This window comes from Asticcacaulis sp. (genome assembly GCA_024707255.1).
Classification (GTDB): Bacteria; Pseudomonadota; Alphaproteobacteria; order Caulobacterales; family Caulobacteraceae; genus Asticcacaulis.
The window spans coordinates 1,273,095-1,296,694 of record JANQAC010000001.1 but is presented as its reverse complement, the minus strand read 5'-3'; the positions used below and the strand labels follow the sequence as shown (position 1 = coordinate 1,296,694).

The 23,600-nt window shown below is 61.7% G+C and carries 20 protein-coding genes and 2 pseudogenes; 12 read left to right on the top strand and 10 right to left on the bottom strand.

The annotated features are described in order from the left end of the window. The 6 genes and pseudogenes from NVV72_06270 (at position 1) to purH (ending at position 4,660) form a co-directional block, all read left to right on the top strand. The gene (locus tag NVV72_06270) at positions 1-573 is read left to right on the top strand and encodes a hypothetical protein (GenBank protein MCR6658953.1); all 573 of its coding nucleotides are present in this window, start codon (positions 1-3) and stop codon (positions 571-573) included. Continuing rightward, the gene (locus NVV72_06265) at positions 497-1,018 is read left to right on the top strand and encodes a hypothetical protein (GenBank protein ID MCR6658952.1); all 522 of its coding nucleotides are present in this window, start codon (positions 497-499) and stop codon (positions 1,016-1,018) included. Before NVV72_06270 ends, NVV72_06265 begins: the two co-directional genes overlap by 77 nt. Continuing rightward, positions 973-1,731: a heparinase II/III family protein gene (locus NVV72_06260; GenBank protein MCR6658951.1), complete on the top strand. Its 759-nt coding sequence runs from the start codon at positions 973-975 to the stop codon at positions 1,729-1,731. Before NVV72_06265 ends, NVV72_06260 begins: the two co-directional genes overlap by 46 nt. Before the next feature lie 116 nt (positions 1,732-1,847). Next, positions 1,848-2,222 carry a glycine zipper 2TM domain-containing protein gene (locus NVV72_06255; protein ID MCR6658950.1) on the top strand — a complete coding sequence of 125 codons (375 nt, stop codon included), beginning with the start codon at positions 1,848-1,850 and terminating at the stop codon, positions 2,220-2,222. A gap of 215 nt (positions 2,223-2,437) precedes the next feature. Further along, positions 2,438-2,869, top strand: coding sequence for a glycine zipper 2TM domain-containing protein (locus tag NVV72_06250; GenBank protein MCR6658949.1), 432 nt, complete (start codon positions 2,438-2,440; stop codon positions 2,867-2,869). Between the two features lie 185 nt (positions 2,870-3,054). Next, a pseudogene (purH, locus tag NVV72_06245) lies at positions 3,055-4,660 on the top strand (bifunctional phosphoribosylaminoimidazolecarboxamide formyltransferase/IMP cyclohydrolase). A 224-nt stretch (positions 4,661-4,884) separates the two neighbouring features. Here purH and NVV72_06240 read toward each other — a convergent pair. Continuing rightward, complete coding sequence (locus tag NVV72_06240) at positions 4,885-5,478, bottom strand: nitroreductase family protein (GenBank protein ID MCR6658948.1); 594 nt, start codon at positions 5,476-5,478, stop codon at positions 4,885-4,887. A 124-nt stretch (positions 5,479-5,602) separates the two neighbouring features. Here NVV72_06240 and NVV72_06235 point away from each other — a divergent pair, with 124 nt between their 5' ends. Both NVV72_06235 and NVV72_06230 read left to right on the top strand, forming a co-directional pair. Beyond that, positions 5,603-6,367: a dienelactone hydrolase family protein gene (locus NVV72_06235; GenBank protein ID MCR6658947.1), complete on the top strand. Its 765-nt coding sequence runs from the start codon at positions 5,603-5,605 to the stop codon at positions 6,365-6,367. A 19-nt stretch (positions 6,368-6,386) separates the two neighbouring features. Next, a complete protein-coding gene (locus NVV72_06230; GenBank protein ID MCR6658946.1) occupies positions 6,387-7,136 on the top strand; it encodes a dienelactone hydrolase family protein in 750 nt (249 codons plus the stop codon). A 160-nt stretch (positions 7,137-7,296) separates the two neighbouring features. Here the strand turns inward: NVV72_06230 and NVV72_06225 are convergent, their stop codons facing one another. From NVV72_06225 to NVV72_06215, 3 genes are all read right to left on the bottom strand, one after another. After that, positions 7,297-8,985, bottom strand: a complete 1,689-nt coding sequence (locus tag NVV72_06225; protein ID MCR6658945.1) for a methyl-accepting chemotaxis protein — start codon at positions 8,983-8,985, stop codon at positions 7,297-7,299. Between the two features lie 62 nt (positions 8,986-9,047). Continuing rightward, entirely contained in the window at positions 9,048-10,382 is a 1,335-nt protein-coding gene (locus NVV72_06220; protein ID MCR6658944.1) for a PQQ-binding-like beta-propeller repeat protein, read from the bottom strand. Between the two features lie 52 nt (positions 10,383-10,434). Further along, positions 10,435-11,406, bottom strand: coding sequence for a complex I NDUFA9 subunit family protein (locus NVV72_06215; GenBank protein ID MCR6658943.1), 972 nt, complete (start codon positions 11,404-11,406; stop codon positions 10,435-10,437). Between the two features lie 242 nt (positions 11,407-11,648). Here NVV72_06215 and creD point away from each other — a divergent pair, with 242 nt between their 5' ends. Together creD and NVV72_06205 are read left to right on the top strand one after the other, a co-directional pair. Next, the gene (gene creD / locus NVV72_06210) at positions 11,649-13,070 is read left to right on the top strand and encodes a cell envelope integrity protein CreD (protein ID MCR6658942.1); all 1,422 of its coding nucleotides are present in this window, start codon (positions 11,649-11,651) and stop codon (positions 13,068-13,070) included. Positions 13,071-13,152: 82 nt separating this feature from the next. Next, positions 13,153-14,271, top strand: coding sequence for an HPP family protein (locus NVV72_06205; GenBank protein ID MCR6658941.1), 1,119 nt, complete (start codon positions 13,153-13,155; stop codon positions 14,269-14,271). Here NVV72_06205 and NVV72_06200 read toward each other — a convergent pair. From NVV72_06200 to NVV72_06185, 4 genes and pseudogenes are all read right to left on the bottom strand, one after another. Next, positions 14,268-15,442: pseudogene (locus NVV72_06200) on the bottom strand (chloride channel protein). The gene NVV72_06205 and the pseudogene NVV72_06200 sit on opposite strands and share 4 nt — an antisense overlap. Before the next feature lie 272 nt (positions 15,443-15,714). Continuing rightward, positions 15,715-18,144, bottom strand: coding sequence for an ATP-binding protein (locus tag NVV72_06195; protein MCR6658940.1), 2,430 nt, complete (start codon positions 18,142-18,144; stop codon positions 15,715-15,717). Between the two features lie 81 nt (positions 18,145-18,225). Next, a complete protein-coding gene (locus tag NVV72_06190) occupies positions 18,226-18,873 on the bottom strand; it encodes an SdpI family protein (GenBank protein ID MCR6658939.1) in 648 nt (215 codons plus the stop codon). Next, positions 18,857-19,168, bottom strand: a complete 312-nt coding sequence (locus tag NVV72_06185; GenBank protein ID MCR6658938.1) for an autorepressor SdpR family transcription factor — start codon at positions 19,166-19,168, stop codon at positions 18,857-18,859. Before NVV72_06185 ends, NVV72_06190 begins: the two co-directional genes overlap by 17 nt. Positions 19,169-19,295: 127 nt before the next feature. On the opposite strand from NVV72_06185, the gene NVV72_06180 reads away from it, so the two are divergent. Next, the gene (locus tag NVV72_06180) at positions 19,296-19,916 is read left to right on the top strand and encodes a hypothetical protein (protein ID MCR6658937.1); all 621 of its coding nucleotides are present in this window, start codon (positions 19,296-19,298) and stop codon (positions 19,914-19,916) included. Between the two features lie 3 nt (positions 19,917-19,919). On the opposite strand, the gene NVV72_06175 is transcribed toward NVV72_06180, so the two are convergent. Both NVV72_06175 and NVV72_06170 read right to left on the bottom strand, forming a co-directional pair. Continuing rightward, positions 19,920-20,714 (bottom strand): SDR family oxidoreductase, encoded by a 795-nt coding sequence (locus NVV72_06175; protein MCR6658936.1) that lies wholly within the window; start codon positions 20,712-20,714, stop codon positions 19,920-19,922. A gap of 153 nt (positions 20,715-20,867) precedes the next feature. Beyond that, positions 20,868-21,314 carry an Rrf2 family transcriptional regulator gene (locus NVV72_06170; protein ID MCR6658935.1) on the bottom strand — a complete coding sequence of 149 codons (447 nt, stop codon included), beginning with the start codon at positions 21,312-21,314 and terminating at the stop codon, positions 20,868-20,870. 186 nt (positions 21,315-21,500) lie between these two features. Between NVV72_06170 and NVV72_06165 the strand changes: the two genes are divergently transcribed. Then, positions 21,501-23,510 (top strand): potassium transporter Kup, encoded by a 2,010-nt coding sequence (locus NVV72_06165; GenBank protein MCR6658934.1) that lies wholly within the window; start codon positions 21,501-21,503, stop codon positions 23,508-23,510. The last annotated feature ends 90 nt before the right edge of the window (positions 23,511-23,600 follow it).

The window sequence follows — 23,600 nt, the reverse complement described above, 5'->3', positions numbered from 1 at the left end:
ATGAAGGCGTATGAGTCGACGCCCCTGGCCGATGTGCTGACCGCCGCCACGCCGTGGCAAAAGGTGGTCGGCGCGTGGCTGCGCAAGCAAGCGGGGGCCGAACTCTTCGGGATGCCGGGCTATCGCCTGACGCTGAAAGGCCGGGTGCCGGATGGCTTCCCGGCGACGCCGCACGATGGCCGGCCCGCCAATGCCCTGCTGGGCAAGGCGATCCTTTCCGGCCGCTTCACGCTTGCCAATGCGCGCATGAGCGTGCAGGGGTCAGGCGATCCGTGGAACCGGGCTTCGCCGACCCGCGCCTTTGCCATCGAGCTGCATCGCTTTTCGTGGCTGCCGCACCTGATGACCCAGGGTGACGACGGCGCCAGGGGAGGCCGTGCGGCTGTTTTTGCTTTGGCAGAAGACCTTCCGCAACTGGACGCCCTTTACCTGGGGCGAGGAGGTGTTGGCGCGCCGGCTGATCAACCTGTCGATCTTTGCCCGCCGCCTCTCCGCCGTGGCCCAGCCGTGGGAAGCGCACGCCCTGGCGGAATCCATCGCCGAACAGGGGCGGCACCTGCTGCGTTTGCATAATAATGCGGCGTATCAGGCCAGCCGCGCCGTGGCGCTGGTGGCGATCGGCTGCGTGCTTTCGGGGAATGTGGGCGACAGCTTCCGGCGCAAGGGTCTGAAGCGCCTGCCTAAGGCGCTGCGCCGCTGCACGCAGAGCGACGGATCGCACATGTCACGCAGCCCGGAACAGGGGCTGGAACTGCTTTATGACCTGCTGCTGCTGGTCGATGCCTTGAGCCAGCGCAGCCAGGCCGTGCCGGACTATGTGGAAGAGCATATCGAGCGCCTGTCGCGTTTCGTGCGCACGCTCAGCCATCCCGATGGCAGCCTTGTCTCCTTCCAGGGGCGGAATCGCTGCTCGAAGACCAGATCCTGCCGGCACTGCTGCATACGGATTCGAAAGCGGGCACTCTGCCGAATGTGCTGGAGCAGGCGCGGTATCACTGTCTGCTCGGCCGATCTTTAAGCGTCTATGTCGATGCCGGCGAGGCGAAGGCCGGGGATTTCGGTTTTGCCGCCTGCGATTACCCGATGGCCTTCGAGGTTTCGGGCGGACGCGACAAGCTGATCGTTTCGCCCGGCTGGTCGCCGGCGCAATCGGACAGCCAGGCGTTTCGTGTGGTCGGTGCGGCCAATACCCTGACCCTGGGGGATGAACTGATCCTCAAGCCGGCGGCCGACCGGTTCGGCGAACTGCTGCATTTCACGCTCCAGGGCCTGCGTTACAAGGTACGCAGTCGGCGCGTGGAGGCTGAGGACTCCGGCACGCTTCTGGAACTGGAGCATGAAGGCTGGCGGCCGCGTTTTGGCCTCAAGCATGAGCGCCGGCTCTATGTCGATGCCCAGCGCGATGAACTGCGCGGCGAAGAACGCCTGACGCCGATGGCGACCGGCAAGAAGTTGCAGAACATGCCGGCCTCTGTGCCCTATGCGGTGCGCTTCCTGCTTCACCCGGAGGTCCAGGCCTCGCTGGCGCGCGACCGCAAGAGCATCCTGCTGCGCGGGCCCGGCGGACGCGGCTGGTGGCTGCGTCATGATGCAGCCGAGGTGGCGCTTGGTGAGGGCACGGTGTTTGAAAAGGGCGCGCCGCGCAAGACGACTCTGATCGTGCTGAATGGCACGGCGCGACTCGATACGCCGACGCGCCTGCGCTGGAAGTTGTCACCGGCGGAATCCTGATACTGGTCAGGTCTTTACCGGATGGCCAGGTTCTCCTGACTGCATCCTTATATCGAAATTCGGATACTCCTGCGCAAATCTGCGCTTTTGGGGCGCATAATCAAAGGAGTATGCACATGACCTGTATCCTGAAAACCGCTGCCGCCGCTGTCGTGAGCCTGGGCCTGATCGTCGGTTCGGCCGCCATCCCCAATGTCGCCGATGCCTATCCGACCTATCGCTGTAAGTATGAGCAAAAGCGCGCCGGCAACAAGGGGGCCGTGATCGGTGCCATCGCCGGTGGTTTGCTGGGCAGTCAGATTTCCAAGAACGAACGCGGCCTCGGCGCCGTGGGTGGCGCGGTGGTTGGCGGATACACCGGCAGCAAGATCGCCAAGAACAATGCCAAGCGGAAGTGCATCGATCAGGTGGCCTACCGTACGCGCACGGTCTATGAAACCGATAAGTACGGTCATCGCCACAAGGTGGTTTACCGCTATGTCCGTGAATAATTTTTTTACGGCTGATCTTTGAAAGGGCCCTGCCGGATGCGGCGGGGCCTTTTTCTGTAAGGCTGACAGGGCTGTCCAAGCCCTTCAAAAATAAATGCTTTCCTGAATGAAAATGAACGAGCGGATCAAATCCCGTTCAGGTTCGGGGGCTTATAACTGTCCTCATGAACGGCACATCCGATCAACGGAAGCCAAAGACACGAAGGACTAAAGTTATGAGCAAGATCATCAAGAATACTATGAAAACTTTTGGGGCCGCCATCGTTTCGACCGGCCTGATCATCGGTTCCACCGCCGCCGTCATGGCCCCGGCCACGGCTTCGGCCCGCACCACCTATCAGTGCGAGGTCACCAAGTCGAACAGCGCCAAGACCGGTGCCATCCTGGGCGTTATCGCCGGTGGTTTGCTGGGCAGCCAGGTCGCCAAGAATGAAAAGGGCCTGGGTGCGGTTGGTGGCGCTGTTGTCGGCGGTCTGTTGGGCAATAAGCTGGGCCGCGACCAGGGCAAGGACACCTGCAACAAGGCTGAAGCCGCCATGGAGCGCCAGCGCTGGGAAGACCGTCACTACGGCTACCGCAGCGAACCGGTCCGCTACAACAGCTACAAGCATTACCGCAATGATGGCCGCTACGGGTCTCGCTACTAAACGCTCCCATAAGTAGCTTTGAGACTTGCGATCATCAGCGAAGCCTCCGCCATGCTCACCCATGGCGGAGGTTTTGTTATATCCGGTCGTATCCCGTTACGGCTTGTTATCCGCCTGACCTAGTCAAATGTGACAGGTTCGTGTAAACGGCGCGCATCTTTCCCTCCCCATATCCGGATATTCCCATGCCCGCCGCTCCTGATTTCCCGCCCGCCGCCGATCTGGTGACCCCGAAACGCGCTTTGATCTCGCTGTCCGACAAGACCGGCCTGATCGAAGCCGCCCAGGCACTGGTCGCTGCCGGCGTCGAACTGCTCTCGACTGGCGGCACCAAGGCCGCCCTGCAAAAGGCCAATATCGCCGTCAGGGACGTGGCGGATATCACCGGCTTCCCCGAAATGATGGATGGCCGCGTCAAGACCCTGCATCCGAAAGTCCACGGCGCTCTGCTGGCCTATCGTGATGCCCCCGAACACGCCCAGGCGCTGAAGGAGCACGACATCCAGCCGATCGATATTGTCTGGATCGACCTCTATCCGTTCGAGAAGACCGTCGCCGCCGGCGGCACCTTTGAAGCCGCTATCGAGAATGTCGATATCGGCGGCCCGGCCATGATCCGTTCCTCGGCCAAGAACCACCCCTATGTCAGCGTCTGCGTCGACAAGGCCGGCATGGATGAAGTCCTGGCCGCCATCGCCGGGACCGGCACCACCTCCCCGGCCCTGCGCAAGTCGCTGGCCGCCCGTGCCTTCGCCCGCACCGCGGCCTATGATTCCGCCGTGTCTACCTGGTTCGCGGGTCAACTGGGTGATGATTATCCGGTACGCAAGACCATTGCCGGGGAACGCCTGCAAACCATGCGCTACGGCGAAAACCCGCACCAGTCCGCTGCCTTCTACAAGACTGGCGAGGACCGCCCCGGCGTTGCTACCGCCAGGCAGTTGCAAGGCAAGGAACTGAGCTACAACAACGTTGCCGATACCGATGCCGCCATCGAGCTGGTGGCCGAGTTCGACACACCGGCCTGCGTCATCGTCAAGCACGCCAACCCGTGCGGCGTGGCCACCGGCGACGATCTGATATCCGCCTACAGGCGCGCCCTGGAATGTGATCCGGTGTCGGCCTTTGGCGGTATCGTGGCGCTGAACCGCAAGCTGGACAAGGCGACCGCCGAAAAGATCGTCGAGATCTTCACCGAGGTTGTTGTCGCACCGGAAGTCGATGATGACGCGGTTGCCGTCTTCGCCGCCAAGAAGAACCTGCGCCTGCTCGTCACCGGCACCCTGCCGGACCCGCTGGCTGGCGGTCAGGTGTTCCGTTCGGTGGCCGGCGGTATGCTGGTCCAGAGCCGCGATACGGCCCGCATCACGGCGGCCGACCTGAAGGTTGTCACCAAGCGCCAGCCGACCGCTGCCGAGATCGAAGACATGCTGTTCGCCTTCACCGTGGCCAAGCACGTCAAGTCCAATGCCATCGTCTACGCCAAGGATGGCCGCACGGCTGGCATTGGCGCCGGCCAGATGAACCGTCGCGATTCCGCCCGCATCGCCCGCCTGCGCGCCCAGGAAGCTGCTGAAGGCCTGGGTCTGACGGACAGCACTGGCCACCGGTTCGGCCTGCGCCTCGGAAGCCTTCTTCCCGTTCCCGGATGGTCTGCTGGAAGCGGCCGCGGCCGGCGCCACGGCGATCATCCAGCCGGGCGGCTCTATTGGCGATCAGGCGGTGATCGACGCTGCCGATGCGGCGGGATTGGCGATGGTGTTCACCGGCGTTCGCGTCTTCAGACATTAATCGGGATCTTTTCGCCGCCGAGTGCGTTGGCGTCGCTAGGCTGTATAAACATACAGCCGTCGCTAGCCGCCTGCTCGGACGACAAAAATCTCTCCGATTAAACGACTGAGCCAAAGGAAGCCCCGGATGTCGACATCCGGGGCTTTTCAATCTTATACCTCCCCAATTTATTGGGGAGGGGGACCGCAAGCGAAGCTCTGCGGTGGTGGAGATTCTTACTTACCTTAAGCCGGAACCTTGATTTCGCCCGTGAAGTGGCCGTTGAAGACGATATCCGACAGCGGCTGGCGTGTTGAAGGTGCTTCACGGGCCTGCAGGAAATCGGGCAGGCTCGACGCATCGCCCTGATACCCAATGGCGACGGCGGCCTCCAGCTTGAGATTTTCCGGGAACTGGAGCACCACCGGCACCTTGTCATATTCGATCCCGGCCATGCCATGGGCGACCAGACCCAGGCTGTGCGCCTGTAAGGACAGAGACATAAAGGCCGAACCGGCGTCAAAGCTGTTGGTGATGTTCTGGCGCTGGCCGTCGAACGAAGTGACTGAGGCGATGAAGATCAGGGCACCGGCGCCCTTGGCCCAGCCTTCATTGAACGGCACCAGGAGAGAAAGCAGGGTGTCGAATTCCGGCGTGCCGCGCAGGCCGTAGAAGAACCGCCACGGCTGGAGGTTCGAAGCCGACGGCGCCCAGCGCGCGGCTTCCAGAACGGTCAGAACCTGTTCTTCGGTCAGGGGCTGCTGCGTGAAGGCGCGCGGCGACCAGCGTTCAAGGAATTGTGTGTCGATCGGGTATTCGGAGGTGCGCGGGGCGGTCATGATAGCTCTCACTCTATGAAAATAACTGGCTTTTGCTGGCGATTTCTGATTCACCTCATCAGGCGGCAGATTAGCCATCAGTAACTATATGAGTTGCAGTTACAGTATTTCAAGGGGTATTTGATTGCTCGATACGCTTCAGCACAGATTTTCGCTTCTCGACCCCTTTATCACCGCCTACGGGCCGCAGGATAAGACCAAACGGCCGGCTGTCCTGCTGTTCCATGCCTGTAACGGGGTTCGCAGTCATATCCATGCCTATGCGCAGCAGGTGGCCGATCTCGGTTTCCGCGCCTATGTCGTCGATTCCTTCATGCCGCGCGGCTGGGATGAAAACGCGGCCATGAGCCTGGTCTGCACTGGCCTGGCCCTGCATGGCTATGAGCGTTCCGGCGACGTGCTGGCGGCAGTCTGGGGGCTGGGGCAGCGGCCGGAAGTCGATGCCGGCAATATCATCCTGGCCGGCTGGAGCCACGGCGGCTGGTCCATCATGGATCTGATGACGGAAAAGCTCACGCGCAGCGGCGAGGCGCGCCTGATGGACCCGACGCCGGAGCCGATGAGCGGCGTCAAGGGCGTGTTCCTTGTTTATCCGTACGTCAATTTCCCGGCGCGCTCCAATATGCATAGCTGGCAGTATGCGCCGAAAACCCTGGCCGTACTGGCGCGGCAGGACTTCCTGACCAGTCACAGCCACGGCGATCATATCTTCAATCACCTGAAGGCCGAGGGCCTGCCGGTCGAGCGTCTTGATCTAGACTGTACACACTGCTTCGACGAGGACAGCGCCCTTCATTTCGGCCCATTGATGGCCTATGACCGCAAGAGCCATGAAAAAACCATGGCGGCGTTCGAGGGTTTCGTGAGGGATATCTTCCAGGGGGCTTGATCTGGAAACGGGGGAATAGATGGATACTATGGCGCAACGCTATGCGTTACTGGAACCGGACATTACCGTCTACGGGCCGCAGGATGACAGCGTACGGCCGGCAGTAGTGCTGTTTCATGGCTGCGGCGGTATGCGGCCGCATGTGCATCTCTATGCTCAGGCCGTCGCCCTGACGGGCGTTCGCGCGTATGTCGTCGATAGTTTCAAACCGCGGGGCTGGGACCGCAATTTTGCCGTTTCGCTGATCTGCACCGGGGCGGTATTACAGGGGTATGAACGCGCCGGGGATGTGCTGTCTGTGCTTCATGGCCTGCAACAGAGCGGTCGGGTCGATATGGACAGGGTGATCTTAAGCGGGTTCAGTCATGGTGGCTGGTCGATCATGGACCTGATGACCTCGCCACTCGACACGCCGGGCAATGTGAAGATCGCCGATCCTGATCCGGCGCTGGTCGATTGCTTGAAGGGGCTCTATCTCGTCTATCCCTATATCAATTTCCCGGCACGTTCGAACACGGCGAAATGGCGACACACACCGAAGACCTTTGTCGTTCTGGCCAGTAAGGATCACCTGACGCCAATCAGGCATTCGCAGAAGGTTTTCGGCAGGCTGAAAGCCCAGGGTGTGGATGTCACCACGCTGGAACTTGATGCCAGTCATGCCTTCGATGAAGAAGATAACAGGGGCCTGATCATGCAGTACGATCCGGCGGTCATGCAGACCTCGCTGGAGGGGCTGCTGAGTTTCGTAGCGGAGCAACTGAACTAATCATATGGGGCGTGGGGTCCCATAGCTCGCAAGAGCTATACTCTTGCATCGCTAAACCCCACAAACCTTTCTTCAATTCAATGAAAACTCCCGCCCTTGGGCGAGGGTTTTTATTGAACTAAGGGAAGACTTGGGGCCGCAGGCCCCACACCCCGTAAGTTTAAGCGGCGTCCTTCACCCGGATCATGCCCAGGAAGGCATCCACCTCCTCGGACATGGCCTTGACCTGTTCGCCCAGGCTATCCGCGCCCTGCAACACCATCGCCGAGTTTTCCGTGGTGATCTGCGAAGCGCGCGACACCTGGAGCAGGTCGGCATTGATCGTATCCGCGCCGCTGGCCACCTGTGCCACGTTATTGGCGATGTCTGCCGTGGCCGCCGTCTGCTGGGTCACGCCGGCGGCGATAGAGGTCGTCACGCCATTGATGCGCTCGATCGTATGGCTGATCGAGCGGATGGCCTCAACCGTTTCTTCGGTGACCACCTGCATGGACGAAATGTGTTCGCGGATTTCGTTGGTGGCGCGCGAGGTCTGGGCCGACAGGTTTTTCACCTCGCCCGCGACCACGGCAAAGCCGGCACCGGCCGCACCGGCGCGCGCCGCTTCGATGGTGGCATTGAGCGCCAGCAGGTTGGTCTGGGCGGCGATATCCTGGATCAGGGCCACGACCTCGCCGATCTTGGCCGCGGCCCGGGAAAGGTTATCGACCGTCTGGCTCGTCTTATGCGCCTGTTCGGTGGCGGCCTGGGTCATCAGGGTCGTTTCCTCGACCCGGCGGCTGATTTCACTGATCGAGGCCGACAGCTCCTCGGTGGCCGAGGCGACCGTCTGCATGTTGCTGGAGGACTGCGAGGTGGCGCTGGCCATGGAGGCGGAGCGCTGGTCGGCGTCCCGTGCCGCCTGGTCCAGGCTGTTGGCGGCCATGTTCAAATCAGTCGAGGTCTGGCCGACACGCGCCGCCACGGCCTTGATCTGACGCTCGAAGGCTTCGGCGCTTTTCAGCACCTGCAGGGCGTTTTCATTGTCGCGTTCCAGCTTGGCGCGCGCCGCTTCCTGCTCGATTTCGAGGCGTTTGACCGCCGCGATATTGTCCTTGAAGGCGGAAACGGCGTGGGCAATCTCGCCCACCTCATCGCGGCGCTGTTCGTAGGGCACACTGCTCACTTCCTGGCCGCTGACCAGCTTATGCAGCAGGCTGGCCAGGGTTTTCAGCGGTGAAGAGATATGGCGGACGACGAGGAAGTTGATCGTGCTGCCGACCAGCAAGGCCAGCAGGCCGATGATCGTGCCAATCGCCAGCACCTGGCCGGACAGTTTGTCGAATTCGGCATCGGCCGCCACGGCTTCCTTGCGCGCCTGGGAGGCCAGTTTGGACAGGGGCGCCACCATTTCAGTGCAGGAGTCGTCCACTTCACCGTCCAGGGCGCGGATTTCGGGGGTCATTTCGGTATTGGCGTCCAGCGCCGGCAGCATCTTATGTTCAAACACGCCGACATAGGCCAGATATTTGGTTTTTGCGTCATCCAGAAGGGCAATATCGGCCGGATCGGTCAACTGGCCGCGCAGGTCGGTAAACAGGCGTTCGGTCTTAGCCTTGGCGGGCTGCCAGTCGGTGCGCGTCTGGTCGAGTTCGTGATTGATTTCGCCATCGGCGATGATCTGGTAAAGCGCCGCGCCCTGACTGGCCAGGGTTTCAGAGGCCGAGGCAATGCGCACCAGCCCCATGCCGTTATCCTGGAGCTTGCGCAGGTGTTCGAGGGTGCCCCAGGCGCCGATAACGAACGCTCCCATGGCGACAACGAAAACGAGAGACGCGGCGAACAGCTTGTGGCCGATGGACAGCTTCATGAGGCACCTGAATCAATAACGCGATTTGATTCAGGGGTAACGTGGTTATGGTTAAGGAATTGCTAGCCGTTTTCCGCGCTGAAAATGATTATTTCCCCCGCGGCCGTGACCGTGATTAACCGGTTACCGGACCAGACCGGCGATGCCTCGAAGGCGCCGAGGGTTTTCACGTTTTCGACGCCCGGCGCCGGCGGAAAGCCTTGCGGGAATAATATTTCCGAACGCAGCTTGCCTGCGGTATCGATCAGCCCAAGTGTATCCGCTTTCGCGTCTTCGGTCTGGTAATGCCAGAGGATTTTGCCGGTATGTTTATCGAAAGCGTACATATCGCCGGTCATGGTGCCGGCGAAGGCATAGTCGCCCGCGATCACCGGCGAGGTATAGGTCCAGACCTTCGTATCCGTGCGATACTTTTCCTTGCCGGTCTTTTTATCGAGCGCCACGAAAACGGTGGTGTCGGAGGTCGGGAAATAGAGCGTGTCGGCATCGACCGCGGCGGTGGCCAGCACCCAGCTTTTTCCGGCATCCCATGTCCAGCGCAGCTTGCCGGTGAGCACGTCGAAGGCGCGCATATAGCCATCGCGTGAGCCGATATAAACGGTGTCGCCGTCAATCGTCGCCGCCGCGCTGAAGCCTTGTAAAATGCCGGTCTCTGCGTCCTTGCCGCCCTGGAAATCCCACAGCTTCGCCCCGGTTTGGGCGTCGAGTGCATAAAATTTCGTGCCCCAGGTGCCGATGAACAGGCGGCCCTGGCTCAGGGCCGGCGCGGCATGGAGACTGTCATCGGCCTCGAAGGCCCAGATTTTCGTGCCGGTTGCGGCATCGAGCGCATAGACATGATGATCGCTGCTGCCGAAATAGACCCGGCCGTTTTCCACCAGCGGCGAGGAAAGCCAGAAATCCCACGGATCGGGCGTAATGCCTTCGGCTTTCGGCATTCCATAGCCGCCGGGCACGCCGAAGCGCGCTTCGCCGCTGGTCTTGAAGCGCCACAGAGCCTTGCCGGAGGCCGCATCAAGCGCCGTCAGGCAGCCGTCGCGGCTCAAGATATAAAGCCGGCCATCAGAGGCGGCGGGCGTCGCGCCGATCCCGCCTTCGGCGTGATAGAGCCAGACCTGTTTATGTGTCGTCAGGTCGAAGGCGTAGAGATTGCCGTTTTCGGCGGCGATATAGAGGAGATTGCCAACAACGACCGGTGAGGCGCTGACCTCGGCGGGGACGCGGTGGCGCCAGACCGGTTTCAGACGGGCAATATCCGGCGGGGCGGTCGATGCCAGGCCGGAATGACGGGCGTCGCCCATGAACATCGGCCAGTCTTGTGGCGATCTGGCCTGCGCGAGCACAGGCGTAGCAAAAATGGCGGCGATCAGCGCGCCGGCAAGCCGCAGATATTTCATGAAGTCCCTCCCGTTTGGCTAAGCTGTAGCGTCGGGCGGGTTGAGCGTCAACTTACGCGGTAACGGCAAACTGGCCGTTCTTGCGGAAGCGCCACAGATAGGTCGGCACGATGGATTCGACCGCCGTGGCGGCAATGCCCAGGTCTTTCAGGCCCTTGGCGTTCTTGGCGACGACATTGTCATTGGCCACCAGCAGCACCTGGTCAGTGGTCAGGATCGGGGCGGGGAGCACAGGCACCAGGCCCTTGAGCCCTGCCTGGACATCGCCCACAAGGCCGATCAGGCGCGCGACGGCCACCGGCATCCATACCAGCGGACGCGGGCTCTGCACCTCGGCGGCGGTATACTTGATCAGATCCTTGAAGGCGAAGATTTCGGGGCCGCCCAGCTCATAGGTCCTGCCATAGGCATTGCTGTTGCCGAGCGTGCGGGCCACGGCCTCGGCGACATCGCCGACATAGACCGGCTGGAACTTGTTATTGGCGCCGCCGATGGCCGGCATGACCGGGAACATCTTGATCTGGCCGGCCAGCGAGGTGAAGAAACCATCCTGCGGGCCGAACATGATCGAGGGGCGCAGGATAACGGCCGAGGGGAGGGCCTTCTTCACGGCCAGTTCGGCCTTGCCTTTGGTCGAGGCATATTTCGAGGCGGCGTCCGGATTGGCGCCGATGGCCGAGACCTGGACGAAATTCTGGATGCCTTTGGATTTGCAGATATCGGCCATCCAGGTCGAAGCCTGTCGATGGACAGCATCGAAGTTGATACCGGCGGTCTGGTACAGGATGCCGACAAGATTGACGCAGGCCGAGGCGTTTTCGAGGGCGTTTTCGATATCCTTTTCGCGGCGCACATCGCAGCGCACCACCTGGATCTGGCCGACATCGCCGAGCGGCTTCAGGTCATAGGCGAAGGTCGGCTTGCGCACGGCCACGCGCACGCGCCAGCCCTGTTTCGCCAGGGCGCGCACCACCTGCTTGCCGAGAAAGCCCGAACCACCGAAAACCGTGACCATATTCGTCATGATCTTATCCTCAAAATACTGATCAGCCGGCGGGAGACTCGTCTGTGGCACCCGCTTTGCCCCCTCGATAACGCAAGGCTTTTGCTGAGGCAATGTCTTTGCGGAAATATTGCGCGCTGTGGCATTGCGCACGGTCGTGAACGCTGTTCAAATATTATATTGAACATTGTTCAAATTGTGATAGGGTGGCATCGGCAGAGCTTTTCACCTGCCGTAATGGACACATCCCAAGGAAACCCTCAATGTCCACGCCATCCACTCCACAATACGCCACGCCGCCGCGTCAGATCATCAGCCGCAGCAAGGGCACCAAGCTTCTGATCGTCTGTATCCTCGCCGTCCTGATGTCGGTGCCGGCCGGCTGCGTCTTCCTGCTGCTGCTTGACCGTACCCACCGCGCCGAAGAAGTGACGCGCGAAATCGGCGGCCTGATGGGCGGGCCGCAGACCTTTCTGGGCCCTGTCATCGCCGTGCCCTACACCACCCCGCCAAAAACCGAGATCGACAGCCAGGGCAATAAGACGACAACGCCTTCCCAGACCGGTCAGTTGATCGTCTTTCCGGTGACGGGCAATGCGGTGGCCACCAGCAAGAGCGAGGTGCGGTCGCGGTCACTGTTCCGCGTGCCGGTCTATGCCACCGACCTGCATTTCACCGCGCACTTCGACCTGTCCCAGGTGACGGCGCCGGCCAATGCCACGCTTGACTGGAGCCGGGCGCAACTGATTGCCGGCGCCTCGGATTCGCGCGGCGCCCGCAAGGATATCGTGGCGTTGATCGACGGCCAGCCGGTGACGCTCGCCCCGGCCCCGGAAGGGGCGCAGAATATCAATACCGATGGCGGCAACGGCCAGCTCGACCTGTTTTCCAGTCCGCTGGCTTTGCTTGATATGATGAAACCGCATGATGTGACCCTCGATATGAGCTTTACCGGCGCGCAGAAACTCGGCGTTCTGGCCTATGCCAAGTCGTCCGAGGTGACGCTGTCCGGTGACTGGAATTCGCCCTCCTTTGGCGGCGGGTTTCTGCCGGCCACGCGCGCCTTCCATCACGATCAGCAAACCCCGTTGATGAAAGGCGAGGAGGATCTGAAAGCGGGCTTCAAGGCCACCTGGTCCGTGCCCTTCATTGCCCGCGGCCTGCCGGCGGTGATCAATCTCGACAGCCTGTCCTCGCTGGGTAAATCGGAACTGTCAGTCTCCTTTGTCGAGCAGACCAACCCTTACAAGAATGTCGGCCGGTCGCTGAAATATGCTTTGCTCTTCGTGGGGCTGGTCTTCCTGACCTATTTCGTCTTTGAAAGCACCTCGAAGCGCGAACTGCACCCGGCGCAATATATCCTGATCGGTCTGGCGCAGATCACCTTTTATCTGCTGCTGCTGTCATTGGCTGAGCGGATCGGCTTCGACCTGGCCTTTCTCGCTGCGGCCGGGGCCACGGTCGGGCTGATCTCCGTCTATGCTGGCATGGTGTTCAAAAGCCGACTGCGTGGCATTGCGGCGCTGGTCGTCTTTTCCCTGCTGTACGGCATGATCTATACGCTCATGCGCATGGAAGACTATGCGCTGCTGATCGGCGCCGTGGCCGCCTTCGTGGTCATCGCCACCGTTATGGTGCTGACGCGGAACATCAACTGGTATGGCCGTGAACCTGAGGCCACCTAACGCGCGACCTCAGAAAAAATGGCTTTGACGAAGAGGCGCGAGCGGCTAGAACCCGCGCCTCTTTTGTTCGCGTTGGTGGTTCATGACTCTTTCCGAAGGGCTGAAGGCTTTTTATCCCCGCTCGATGCCGGTAAAGCATACCGAGCGTCTGCGCAGCGCCATTGGCGGCGGCATCGGTATTGCCTTCACGGCGATGATCAGCCTGCTGATCGCCCGATACCTGCACCTGACGCCCTGGCTGGTGGCGCCGCTTGGTGCCAGCGCGGTGCTGGTCTTTGCCGTGCCGTCCAGCCCGCTGGCCCAGCCGTGGTCGGTGGTGGGCGGCAATACGGTTTCTGCCATAGCGGGCCTTCTGGCCTGCAACCTGATCCCCGATCCGGTCATCGCCGCCAGCGTGGCCGTTGGCCTGGCCATCGGCGCCATGTTCACCCTGCGCTGCATCCATCCGCCCGGCGGGGCCATGGCCTTGCTGGTGGTGCTGACCCATACCCAGGCGCCGCTATTCGCCCTGTTTCCCGCCTTTACCAATTCGGTTCTGCTGGTCGTCATGGGCCTGATCTACAACTTTCTGACCGGCAAGAGCTATCCGCATGTCGCCATTCCCGCCACCTCGCCGCGGTCCGGCCTGCTGCGCATCCGCGAGGAAGACCTGGCGGCGGCGCTGGCGGAGCATAACGAAGTCCTCGACATCGCGCCGGACGATCTGGCGCGCCTGCTCGAAATCAGCGAATTGCGCGCCTGGCGCCGCATGGCCGGCCGGCAGACCTGCGCCGATATCATGACCGCGCCGGTCATCAGCGTCCACTTCGGCACGCATTTGAAGGACGCGTGGCGGCTGATGGAAAGCCACGACATTAAGGCCCTGCCGGTGGTTGATCGCCGGCGCCGCATTCACGGCCTGCTGACGCGTGACGATGTCCTGCATCAGGCGGCGCTTCTCGACGCGGAAAATCCGGAAAACGGCCTGCAGCGCCTGATCACGCGCTCTGGCCAATTGCATTCGGAAATTCCGGAGGTCGCCGGGCAACTCATGCGAGAGGACTATGTCAGCACCGGCACGGATACCCTGCTCGATAAGATGATGCCGCTGTTCCGCCAGGGCGACAAACGCCATGTGCTGGTGATTGATGAAGAGCGCCGGCTGGCGGGGATCATCAGCAGTTCAGACATGATGCGCGCCCTGTTCCACGCAGAGAACTAGCCCTTTTTAGGTGTTTCTCCCCGCAATTCGCGCTCCTGTTTGACGAAGCCCTGCGACAGGCTGTGATAGAGCGGGCGCGGGCAGACCAGTTTGGAGACGCCATAGGCCAGCAGGCTGGTCGCCATCAGCGGGATGACCATATCGTGGTCATTGGTCATTTCCAGCACGATGACAAACGAGGTCAGCGGCGACTGAACGACACCGGAAAAATAGCCGACCATGCCAAGCAGGGCCATGGTGGCTACCGGCACCATCGGCACCAGCATCTGCATGTCGGCGCCCAAGCCGGCCCCTGCCGCCAGTGACGGGGCGAAAATGCCGCCGGGAATGCCGCTGACGCACGATAAAAGCGTGCCCAGCACCTTGAGCGGGCCGTAACCATGGGCGATATGGCCGCTACCAGTCAGAAGGGCCTTGGCCTCTGTATAGCCGGTGCCGAAAATCGTGCCGCCGGTCGAGACGCCGATAATCGCCACCAGCAGGCCGCACAGGGCAGCGAACATCACCGGCCGCTTCGCCAGCGCGCCGTTGAATACACTGCCGAGACGTTTGGTGCCGAATACCAGCGCCCGGCTGAAGCCACCGCCGACAAGGCCGCCGCCGATTCCGCAGACCGCAACCGCGACAGCATCCTGCCAGCCCATGATGTGCGTGGTGTTGCGGCCGAAATAGGTATAGTCGCCCAAAAGGCCCAGCGATGCGATGCCGGCCAGCATGACGGTGAAGATCACCGTGCCGGACGTGCGTTGCTCGAAGCTCTTGCCGAGTTCCTCGATGGCGAAGACGATACCGGCCAGGGGGTGTTGAAGGCTGCGGCCACGCCCGCCGCGCCGCCGGCCAGCAGCAGGGCGGATTCATTGCCAATGCGCCCGACCTTGCCGGCTAATCGCATGACCGAGGCGCCGATCTGCACGGTCGGGCCTTCGCGGCCGATCGAGGCGCCGCACAACAGGCCGAAAAAGAGGAGAAGTGTCTTGCCGATAATGATCCGAATCGATACCAGACGATCGAGGGCGTCGGGGTGATGGCGGACAATCTCGGTGGCGGCGATCACCTGCGGGATGCCGGAGCCTTGTGTGCCCGTAAACCAGCGCCGGGTGGCCCAGGCCGAGGCGGCGAAGCCCAGCGGCGTCAGGATCAGGGGCAGCCACCACTGGAGGCCGCGCGCCATCCGGAAGATATCCTGTGCCCGGTCGCAGATCACCGCCAGAAACACCGCCACGACGCCGACCAGCAGGCCACCGCTCCAGAAAACGAGCTGCGAGCGCCAGTGACGCAGGCTCATCCATCGGGACAGTATGGGGCGCAGGCGGCGCAGATCCTTGGCCATTTGGGGCTTTCGATTGGACTGAACGGAGGTGTGATGATCCTATCGCCCCTTTTGCAAGGCGGGATCAACCCCAAAGTGCCTCACTTCGCGTTGCAGAGTGTTAGGCCAGGATATCAGGCGACGTCGACCACCGAATTGCCGCCGGCGTCATCGTCATGGCTGGCCGCCTCGGTTTTGACGGCTTCAACCAGTTCCAGTTTCGGCCCCGTTTCCGAACGGCCAGCCTCATTCTGTCCCGGCAGGTGAATCTTGAAACTGGCGCCTTCATTAGGCTCGGATTCCAGCGTGATCCAGCCGTCGTGCAGTTCAACCAGTGCCTTGACGAGGGCGAGTCCGAGTCCGGGGCCGCCGCGTTCGCGGCCGATATAGCGATCGAAGATATGGGCCTGAACATGATAGGGGATGCCGCGGCCGCTATAGGCCACTTCCAGCACCAGATTATCGCCGTCTTTCTGCGCGTTCAGCGTGACCGCGCCGCCGCTGCTGGCATTGCGGATGGCATTGCCGAGCAGATGCTCCAGGCACTGCGCCAGCCTTTTGGCATCGACGCGGATCAGGCCGGATTCGATCACGCCGCTGTAGTCGAAGCCCACCCCACGCGCCTTGAAGGCATCGGAGAGGCGCAGGCCCACCTCGGCTACAATATCGAGCAGGCGGACATCCTCGCGGTGGATCGACATTTCGCCGGCGTCGATCTGGGCCATGTCGAGCACATCGTCGATCGAGCGCGCCAGTTCCTGCGCCGCCGACTGGATGGAGTCGAGATAGGCTTTCTGCTTGGGATTTTCGTTGGTTTGTGCCTGCAGCAGGTCGGCATAACCCACGATGGTGGTCAGCGGCGTGCGCAGTTCGTACGATACATTGGCGACGAAATCGCGTTTCAGCCGTACTGATTCATTCAGCGCCTCGTCCCGCGCCTCGATGGCGGTTTCCAGTTGCCGCGTGGCGGTGATGTCGGAAAAGGCGACCAGGGTGGCGCCATCGGGCAGGGGCTGGGTGCGCCACTGCGCCAGACGGCCGTCGGAGACCTTGACCTCGCCCAGTTGCGGGGCGCGGGCCAACGGATCGGTATCGGTGACGCGGGCCTTGAGTTCGCTCCAGAAGCTGCGATCATGCACCAGAGGCAGGCACAGTTCGGCCACCTGGCTGAAATCCATCACTGCCGTCATATCGTCGGATTGGATATTCCAGAACTTGTCGAACGCCTGGTTGCGCAGGCGCAGGCGGCCGTCGCTGCCATAGACCGACACGGCGTCGTTGAGCTGGTCGAGCGTCGATTTCTGCACCTGGATCAGGCTGTTGAACCGGGCGGTCAGCTTCAGTTCGCCGGTTTTGTCGGAAAACAGGATCAGCAGGCCGCCGAGGGGATGCGGCTGGCGCACGACGCGCAGGGAGCGACCATCGGGCAGGCTCCACATCTCGTCGTCGGCCGTATGGGTCAGGCCGTAAAATTCCAGTTCGCGGGTTTTGAAGCCGCTGTAATCGCCGGTTTCCGGCAGACGGCGCTTCTGACGCAGGCGGTCGAGCCATTCGCCGTGCGTCGGGCGTTCGGCCAGCCAGGCAGGCTCCAGATCCCATAGCTTCTCGAAGGCGCGATTGTGAAAGGTCAGTTGCTTTTCCGGGCCGAAAATGGCGACCGCGTCTTCCAGGGCGTCGAGCGTTTCGTCATGCGCCTTGGCGTGACGTTTCAGGGCTTCGCGGCTTTCCTCGGCCTCGGTGACGTCGATGGCGTAGGCGCAGACATAGGCTTCGTTGAGCGGCTCGGCGATGACCTCGAAGGCGCGCCTCTGGCCGCCGACCGTCAGCCAGCGGAAACCTTCGCGGCGGATATGCTGCTCCAGCGCCTCCATGACGAGGGCGTCGGCATTGCGATCAAACGACAGGCCCTTCTGCACGGCGTCTTCCAGGCTGGTGGCCTCGGCGGCGCGCAGCCAGGCAGCATTGGCCCAGACGATGCGGCCGTCACGGGCACAGATCCAGCAGGGCGCCGGCACGCGTTCGGCCATCTGGGCGAACGGTCCGGAGGCCAGCGAGGCGCGGGCGCCGGCGATGGCCGGCGCAGCCAGGGCGGTGGCGCCCGATGCGCGGCCCTCGACGATCAGGGTCAGGCCGGGCGTAGTGTTGCTGAGCTTGTTGGGCGGGGTTTCGGCGAAAACCTCGAAACGGCAGGCCGTGCCTTCATTGATCAGTTGCTTCAGGCTTTCAGCGGCTTCGGGCGAGGTGTCGCCCAGGGCCTGCAGAACCTGCGGGGCGATGGCGCCCTCAAGGTTTTTCAGACCCAGAGCTTCGCCACAATGGCGCAGGGTATCTTCGCCCCAGACCAGCCGCACCACATCGCCTTCTACGGCCAGAAAGGCTTCATCAAAGGCCGAGGTCGCCGAGTCCAGCTCACGGAGCATGGTGTCCCTGGCGGTCAGGTCGGCGGCGAGCAGGTCACGGGTTTTGGTGAACAGGGTACGGTTGCGCAGGGCCAGCCACGTCGTGGACAGGGCCAGAGCCAATCCGCCCGCGGCGGCGGTATAGGCGATAGAGGCAATAGCCATCAGGGCATCCATACGAATCACTGTTACCCGCACTATAGAGCAAGATGATCTGCCTGTAAAAAGCAGGGCTGGACGGGGTTTTTAGCGCAGGGTTTTTGCAACAAGATAAGAATAGGTGCAGGCGATGAAGGCCGCGCCGAGCGTGCTGGTCAGCAGGACATTTATCTGCCAGGATTGCGGCAGCAGGCACGCCGCCAGTATAATCGCCAGGCCGGCCAGCATGAACAGCGGCCCTGCCAGGCGATGCGTCCTGTCCCAGACCCGCTCGTCCGAAAGCGTCCAGGGTGTGCGTACGCCCATGAAATAGTTGAAACGCGTCTTGGGCAGCAGATTGCCGATAATCAGGAACAGAAAACCGGTACCGAGCGACAGGATTGAAATGATATCCATCTGAACACCCATGGCTTTCAGGACCACGACGATATGGACGACGGCCAGGAAGGCGATGATGGTAAGTTGTGCGGCGTCAAAAGCGGATTGGGACCGTTTCAGCGACGCCCCTTTTGGCGAGAGCGCAGGCAATAGCCAAAGAAGCAGGCCGAAACCCAGCATCAAGGCCGGGCCGAACGCCAGGGCCACATCACGCGGCATGTAACCGTTCGGCTGACCGTCCACGCCGAAGTGGGTGGCGATGGGCGCATCTGGCAACTGGTATCGCGCCCACAGACAGAAGGCTACCACACCCAGCCACAGGCTCAGGCTCAAAATCTGTTCACTTCTTAGCCGCATGTGCCGCTCCCTTTATATCAGCCTGATCTGCCGGCGCGCCGATTTTGAAAGCGCTCATCAGGGCAAAGATCGCCTCTTCGAGCACTGAGGTATTCAGCCGGTAGATCAGGGTGGTGCCGTGGCGCGTCACATCGACCAGTTCCGCCGCCTTGAGCACATTGAGATGGCCGGAGAGGGTTGGCTTGGAGACATGGACCTGCTCGGCGATCTGTCCGGCAGACATTTCGGACTTCCGCAGCATTTCGAGGATATGGCGGCGGGTCGGATCGGCCAGGGCCTTATAGACTTCGGACATGCGCTCTCCAGTTTTGTTATTTTGTGAAATAACGAAATAAATAAAATCCGTCAATGCGTACACGAAAAATTTGCCACAAAGTCGTATTAGGGTCTATCGTGCCTTCGGATCAAATCGTGAACATATAATGTCGCTTATCGCCTATCCCATCGCCGCCGATGCCCACGAGGCACTCAACCGCATCCGGGCGGGGGAGGGCTTGCGCGCCGTGCGTGAAAAGGAAGCGGAGATGGCGGCCAGGGCGCGGGTCGCTTTCGTGACGGAGACCATGGGGCCGGTTTACGAGAACCGCGACGAGGCGCTGGATGCCTATGCCGGCCTGGTCGAAGATGACCGCAAGGGGCGGATATTCACGCCGGCGGATACGGACCGCTTCTGCCGTCTGACCTGTCGTATCAGCGATCAGAAGCGCGGCAAGCCCCAGTCCAGGCCTCAACCCATGCAGCCGGTCTTCGCCGAGGGCCAGCGCTGGCCGGCAAAGCGCGAGCCCGCAGCATCGGTTTGGCAGTTATCCTTAAGTTACTGGAAGATCATGACGGTGGCGCAGGCGAAAGCCGCTGGTATTCCGCCGATCGGCCAGGCGCGTCACCTGCGCAAGAAGGCGACCGGCCGTGACCTGACGCCGGAAGAGATCGCCGCCTTGTCGCAGGGGCCGCTGACGGCGGCGCGGCCACAAAAGGCACTCGATTTCGGCCTGTTCGATTTTCCGCTGCCGGAAAATCCGGCCATTATTATCGCCGACGAATAACTATCAGCGCTGCAATTTGCGCAACTGCCCGGAGGTGAACTCCATTGTCCAGTCGTCAGGCAACACCTTGAGCAGGGCGGCCGCGGCCTTGTTGGGCGCGCCGGGCACGCAGGCAGCGCGATTGGCCTCGGCGGCGACATAGCCCTCGCGCGCCACTTCGTCGGCGCCCATCCAAGCCCATTCCGGAATCGCCTTGCTCAGTTTGGATGCGCCCACGGCGTCATGGAATTCAGTATAGGTGAAGCCGGGGCAAAGCGCGCTGACATGGACGCCGTGATCGCGCATCTCCAGATGCAGGCTCTGCGAGAAACGCGTCAGGAAGGTCTTGACCGGGCCATAGAGCGGATCACCGGGCGAGGCTGGCAGGAATCCAGCGAGCGAGGCGACATTGATGATACGGCCGAATTTTTGTTCGACCATGCCCGGCAGGACGCGATGGGTCAGTTCCATCGGCGCCAGCATCATCACACGCAGAAAAGCCTGGTGCTGTTCCAGGGAGGTGGCGATAAAGCCGCCCGACTGGCCGTACCCGGCATTATTGACCAGGCCATCGACCGTGCGGCCAAGCGCCAGCAGGCTCTTTTGCAAGGCTTCCGGTGTGGCGGGATCAGCGAGATCGGCCGGCAGGGCGTGGGCCTCGACGCCGAAGCGCAGGCGAATTTCTTCGACCAGCTTTTCCAGGCGGTCGGCTCGCCGCGCCGTGACCGCTACATCCCAGCCGTGCGCCGCATAGGTGCGGGCAAAAGCCAGGCCGATACCGGAGGAGGCGCCCGTAATCAGGACAAGACGGCGTGACAAATCAGTCTCTCAGTTAAAAAATACCCGGAAGCGAATACGACAACCAACATGATTGCAAGTAAATTCCATAAATTCCAAGTCGCCGAGACTTGGCAAGCGCGACTGCGCGCCGCGCCCGTTGGCGCGAGCCGTAGCTAGCGCTTGAGCAGGCGTTTATGCCGGCACTTCGACCGGCAGTTCGGCCGTGTGTTTCAGCAAGTCGGCCACGGTAAAGGTGGAAAGGCTTTGCGCGGCGGCGATATTGGCGGCGGTCATGGCTTCGTTGACGGCCTTGGGGATGGCCTGGCTGACCGGGCAGCCTTCGGCGCCCAGCGGCGCGGAACCCAGGTGCGCGCAGCCATTAACCGCTTTCAGCACCTCATCGAGCCTGATCTGTTCCGGCTTCTTCAACAGCCAGGCCCCGCCGGAGACGCCGGAACAGGTGGCCAGCAGGCCGGCCTTCGCCAGTTGTGTGGTCATGCGGCGGATAACGACCGGATTGGTGGGGATGGAAGCGGCGAGCACAGACGAAGACACCGCCTGTTCACGGGAATAGGCGTTACGGTGGGCCAGATAGGCCAGCGTGTGGGCGGCCACGGGAAATCTTTGACTATCAGACATTTGCCTAGCTTTTATACGCTGATTTCCGCCGTCTTGATAGGGGGATTAACGCCCGCGCCCCCGATAGATGCGAGAATCGAGATTGAATGTGGTAATAAATAGGCGTAAGAGCGCGCAGTTCAAGCGAGGGCCTCCCAAAGTGACCTTGTGTCAGCTTGCCATACCGGCGCCCTCAGGAGCGTATGCATGATCGGGGATACCCCTCCTGAACCCCAGGCATCAGCCACGGGACCGGAAACAGGTGCGGCCGCGGCCGCCGATACCGCCAAAACCAGCACACAATCCGCTTCGGATCCCAGCGGCGAAGCCGAAGCCGTGTCGAGCCATGGGCATGGCAGCGAAGGCTTCTGGGCGCTGGCGGTCGGTTCAATCGGCGTCGTCTTCGGCGATATCGGCACCAGCCCGCTCTATGCCATGCGCGAAGCCCTGTTCCATACCCGCGAAGGCACCAATGCCGAACTGGCGGTGAAAGGCGTGATCTCGCTCGTCTTCTGGGCCCTGGTCATGGTGGTGACGGTCAAGTACGTCCTGTTCCTGATGAAGGCCGACAACAAGGGCGAAGGCGGCACCCTGGCCCTGATGGCGCTGACGCAAAAGGCGCTTGGCAAGTATTCGCCGACCGTATTCTTCCTCGGCATCTGCGGTGCAGCGCTTTTCTATGGCGACGGCATTATCACCCCGGCCGTTTCGGTGCTGGGCGCCGTCGAAGGCCTGAAGGACGCGCCGGGGCTCGGTGGGCAGGTGCATCACCTGATCGTGCCGATATCGGCGGTTATTCTCATTGCCCTGTTCATGGTCCAATCCAAGGGTACGGCCAAGGTGGCTGGCCTGTTCGGCCCCATAACTGTCGTGTGGTTCCTGTGTCTCGGCGGCCTCGGCCTTTACCATATCTTCGACCAGCCGGGCATACTGGTGGCGCTCATGCCGCAGTACGGCATTGAGTTCCTGTTCGCCAACGGCTTTGTCGGCTTCGTGATCCTGGGCTCGGTCTTCCTGGCCGTCACCGGCGCCGAAGCGCTTTATGCTGACATGGGCCATTTCGGCAAAAAACCGATCCAGAGTTCCTGGCTGTTCTTCGTTCTGCCCTGCCTGACTTTGAACTATCTAGGCCAGGGGGCGCTGACCCTCGCCGACCCCTCGGCGCGGGAAAATCCGTTCTGGCGCATGGTGCCGGAAGTCGCCTACTGGCCGGTTTTCATTCTCGCTACCATGGCCACGGTCATCGCCTCGCAGGCCGTCATTACCGGTGCCTTCTCGATCACCCAACAGGGCGTCCAGCTCGGCCTTTTGCCACGCATCGATATCAAGCGCACCAGCGAAACCCAGGCCGGCCAGATCTTCGTGCCGCAGATCAATACCATGCTGATGGTCGGCGTTCTGGTGCTGCTGTTCGCCTTCCGCTCCACCGACCGTCTGACCTCGATGTACGGCATCGCCGTCACCGGCGCCATGATGGTCGATACCCTGCTGGCCTATGTCTTCCTGCGCCATGTCTGGAAATGGAAGCGCTGGCAGGCCTGGGCGCTGATCGCCCCGGTTGGCCTGCTCGATATTGTCTTCTTCGGCTCCAACCTGCTGAAAATCCCGCAGGGCGCCTGGTTGCCCCTGCTGCTGGCCAGCCTGCTGGTCCTGATCATGCTGACCTGGGCCACCGGCACCCGTACCCTGACCGAGAAATCGCGCCGCGACAGCGTGGCCCTGCTCGATCTCGTCGATATGCTGAAGAAGCGTCCGCCGCACCGGGTGGCCGGCACGGCCATCTTCCTGACCTCCGATTCTGACCTGGCGCCTGTGGCGCTGATGCACAATCTCAAGCACAACAAGATTTTGCATGAGAAGAATATCATCCTGACCGTCAAGACGATCGGCGTGCCGCGCGTGCCGGAAGACAAGCGCGTCACCATCGAGATCATCAATGACGATTTCAAGAAGGTGACGCTGAACTACGGTTTCATGGAAAGCCCAAACCTGCCGCGGGCGCTTGGCCTTTGCCGCAAGCTGGGCCTGAAGTTCGATATCATGGCCACCAGCTTCTTTGTCGGCAAGCGCTCGGTGGTGCCCTCGGCCAATTCCGGAATGCCGCTGTGGCAGGACAAGCTGTTCATCTTCCTGATGAAAAACGCCACCAATCCGACCGAATTCTTCCATATCCCGCCGGGCCGCGTGGTTGAACTGGGCACCCAGGTGACGGTGTAGCAGGGGGTGTTGCGCCCCTTGATCCGCAAATATATACAAAATCTATACACCATCAGGTGTCGCAAATAGGCTATCTGCCCTCGCTTGTTT

Excerpts from the sequence above, each read along its gene's own strand:
- NVV72_06270 (MCR6658953.1), top strand. The coding sequence starts at position 1 with ATGAAGGCGTATGAGTCGACGCCCCTGGCCGATGTGCTGACCGCCGCC.
- NVV72_06255 (MCR6658950.1), top strand. The coding sequence starts at position 1,848 with ATGACCTGTATCCTGAAAACCGCTGCCGCCGCTGTCGTGAGCCTGGGC.
- NVV72_06250 (MCR6658949.1), top strand. The coding sequence starts at position 2,438 with ATGAGCAAGATCATCAAGAATACTATGAAAACTTTTGGGGCCGCCATC.
- NVV72_06240 (MCR6658948.1), bottom strand. The coding sequence starts at position 5,478 with ATGACCGCCCCGCGCACCTCCGAATACCCGATCGACACACAATTCCTT.
- NVV72_06230 (MCR6658946.1), top strand. The coding sequence starts at position 6,387 with ATGGATACTATGGCGCAACGCTATGCGTTACTGGAACCGGACATTACC.
- NVV72_06225 (MCR6658945.1), bottom strand. The coding sequence starts at position 8,985 with ATGAAGCTGTCCATCGGCCACAAGCTGTTCGCCGCGTCTCTCGTTTTC.
- NVV72_06220 (MCR6658944.1), bottom strand. The coding sequence starts at position 10,382 with ATGAAATATCTGCGGCTTGCCGGCGCGCTGATCGCCGCCATTTTTGCT.
- NVV72_06215 (MCR6658943.1), bottom strand. The coding sequence starts at position 11,406 with ATGACGAATATGGTCACGGTTTTCGGTGGTTCGGGCTTTCTCGGCAAG.
- creD (MCR6658942.1), top strand. The coding sequence starts at position 11,649 with ATGTCCACGCCATCCACTCCACAATACGCCACGCCGCCGCGTCAGATC.
- NVV72_06205 (MCR6658941.1), top strand. The coding sequence starts at position 13,153 with ATGACTCTTTCCGAAGGGCTGAAGGCTTTTTATCCCCGCTCGATGCCG.
- NVV72_06195 (MCR6658940.1), bottom strand. The coding sequence starts at position 18,144 with ATGGCTATTGCCTCTATCGCCTATACCGCCGCCGCGGGCGGATTGGCT.
- NVV72_06190 (MCR6658939.1), bottom strand. The coding sequence starts at position 18,873 with ATGCGGCTAAGAAGTGAACAGATTTTGAGCCTGAGCCTGTGGCTGGGT.
- NVV72_06185 (MCR6658938.1), bottom strand. The coding sequence starts at position 19,168 with ATGTCCGAAGTCTATAAGGCCCTGGCCGATCCGACCCGCCGCCATATC.
- NVV72_06180 (MCR6658937.1), top strand. The coding sequence starts at position 19,296 with ATGTCGCTTATCGCCTATCCCATCGCCGCCGATGCCCACGAGGCACTC.
- NVV72_06170 (MCR6658935.1), bottom strand. The coding sequence starts at position 21,314 with ATGTCTGATAGTCAAAGATTTCCCGTGGCCGCCCACACGCTGGCCTAT.
- NVV72_06165 (MCR6658934.1), top strand. The coding sequence starts at position 21,501 with ATGATCGGGGATACCCCTCCTGAACCCCAGGCATCAGCCACGGGACCG.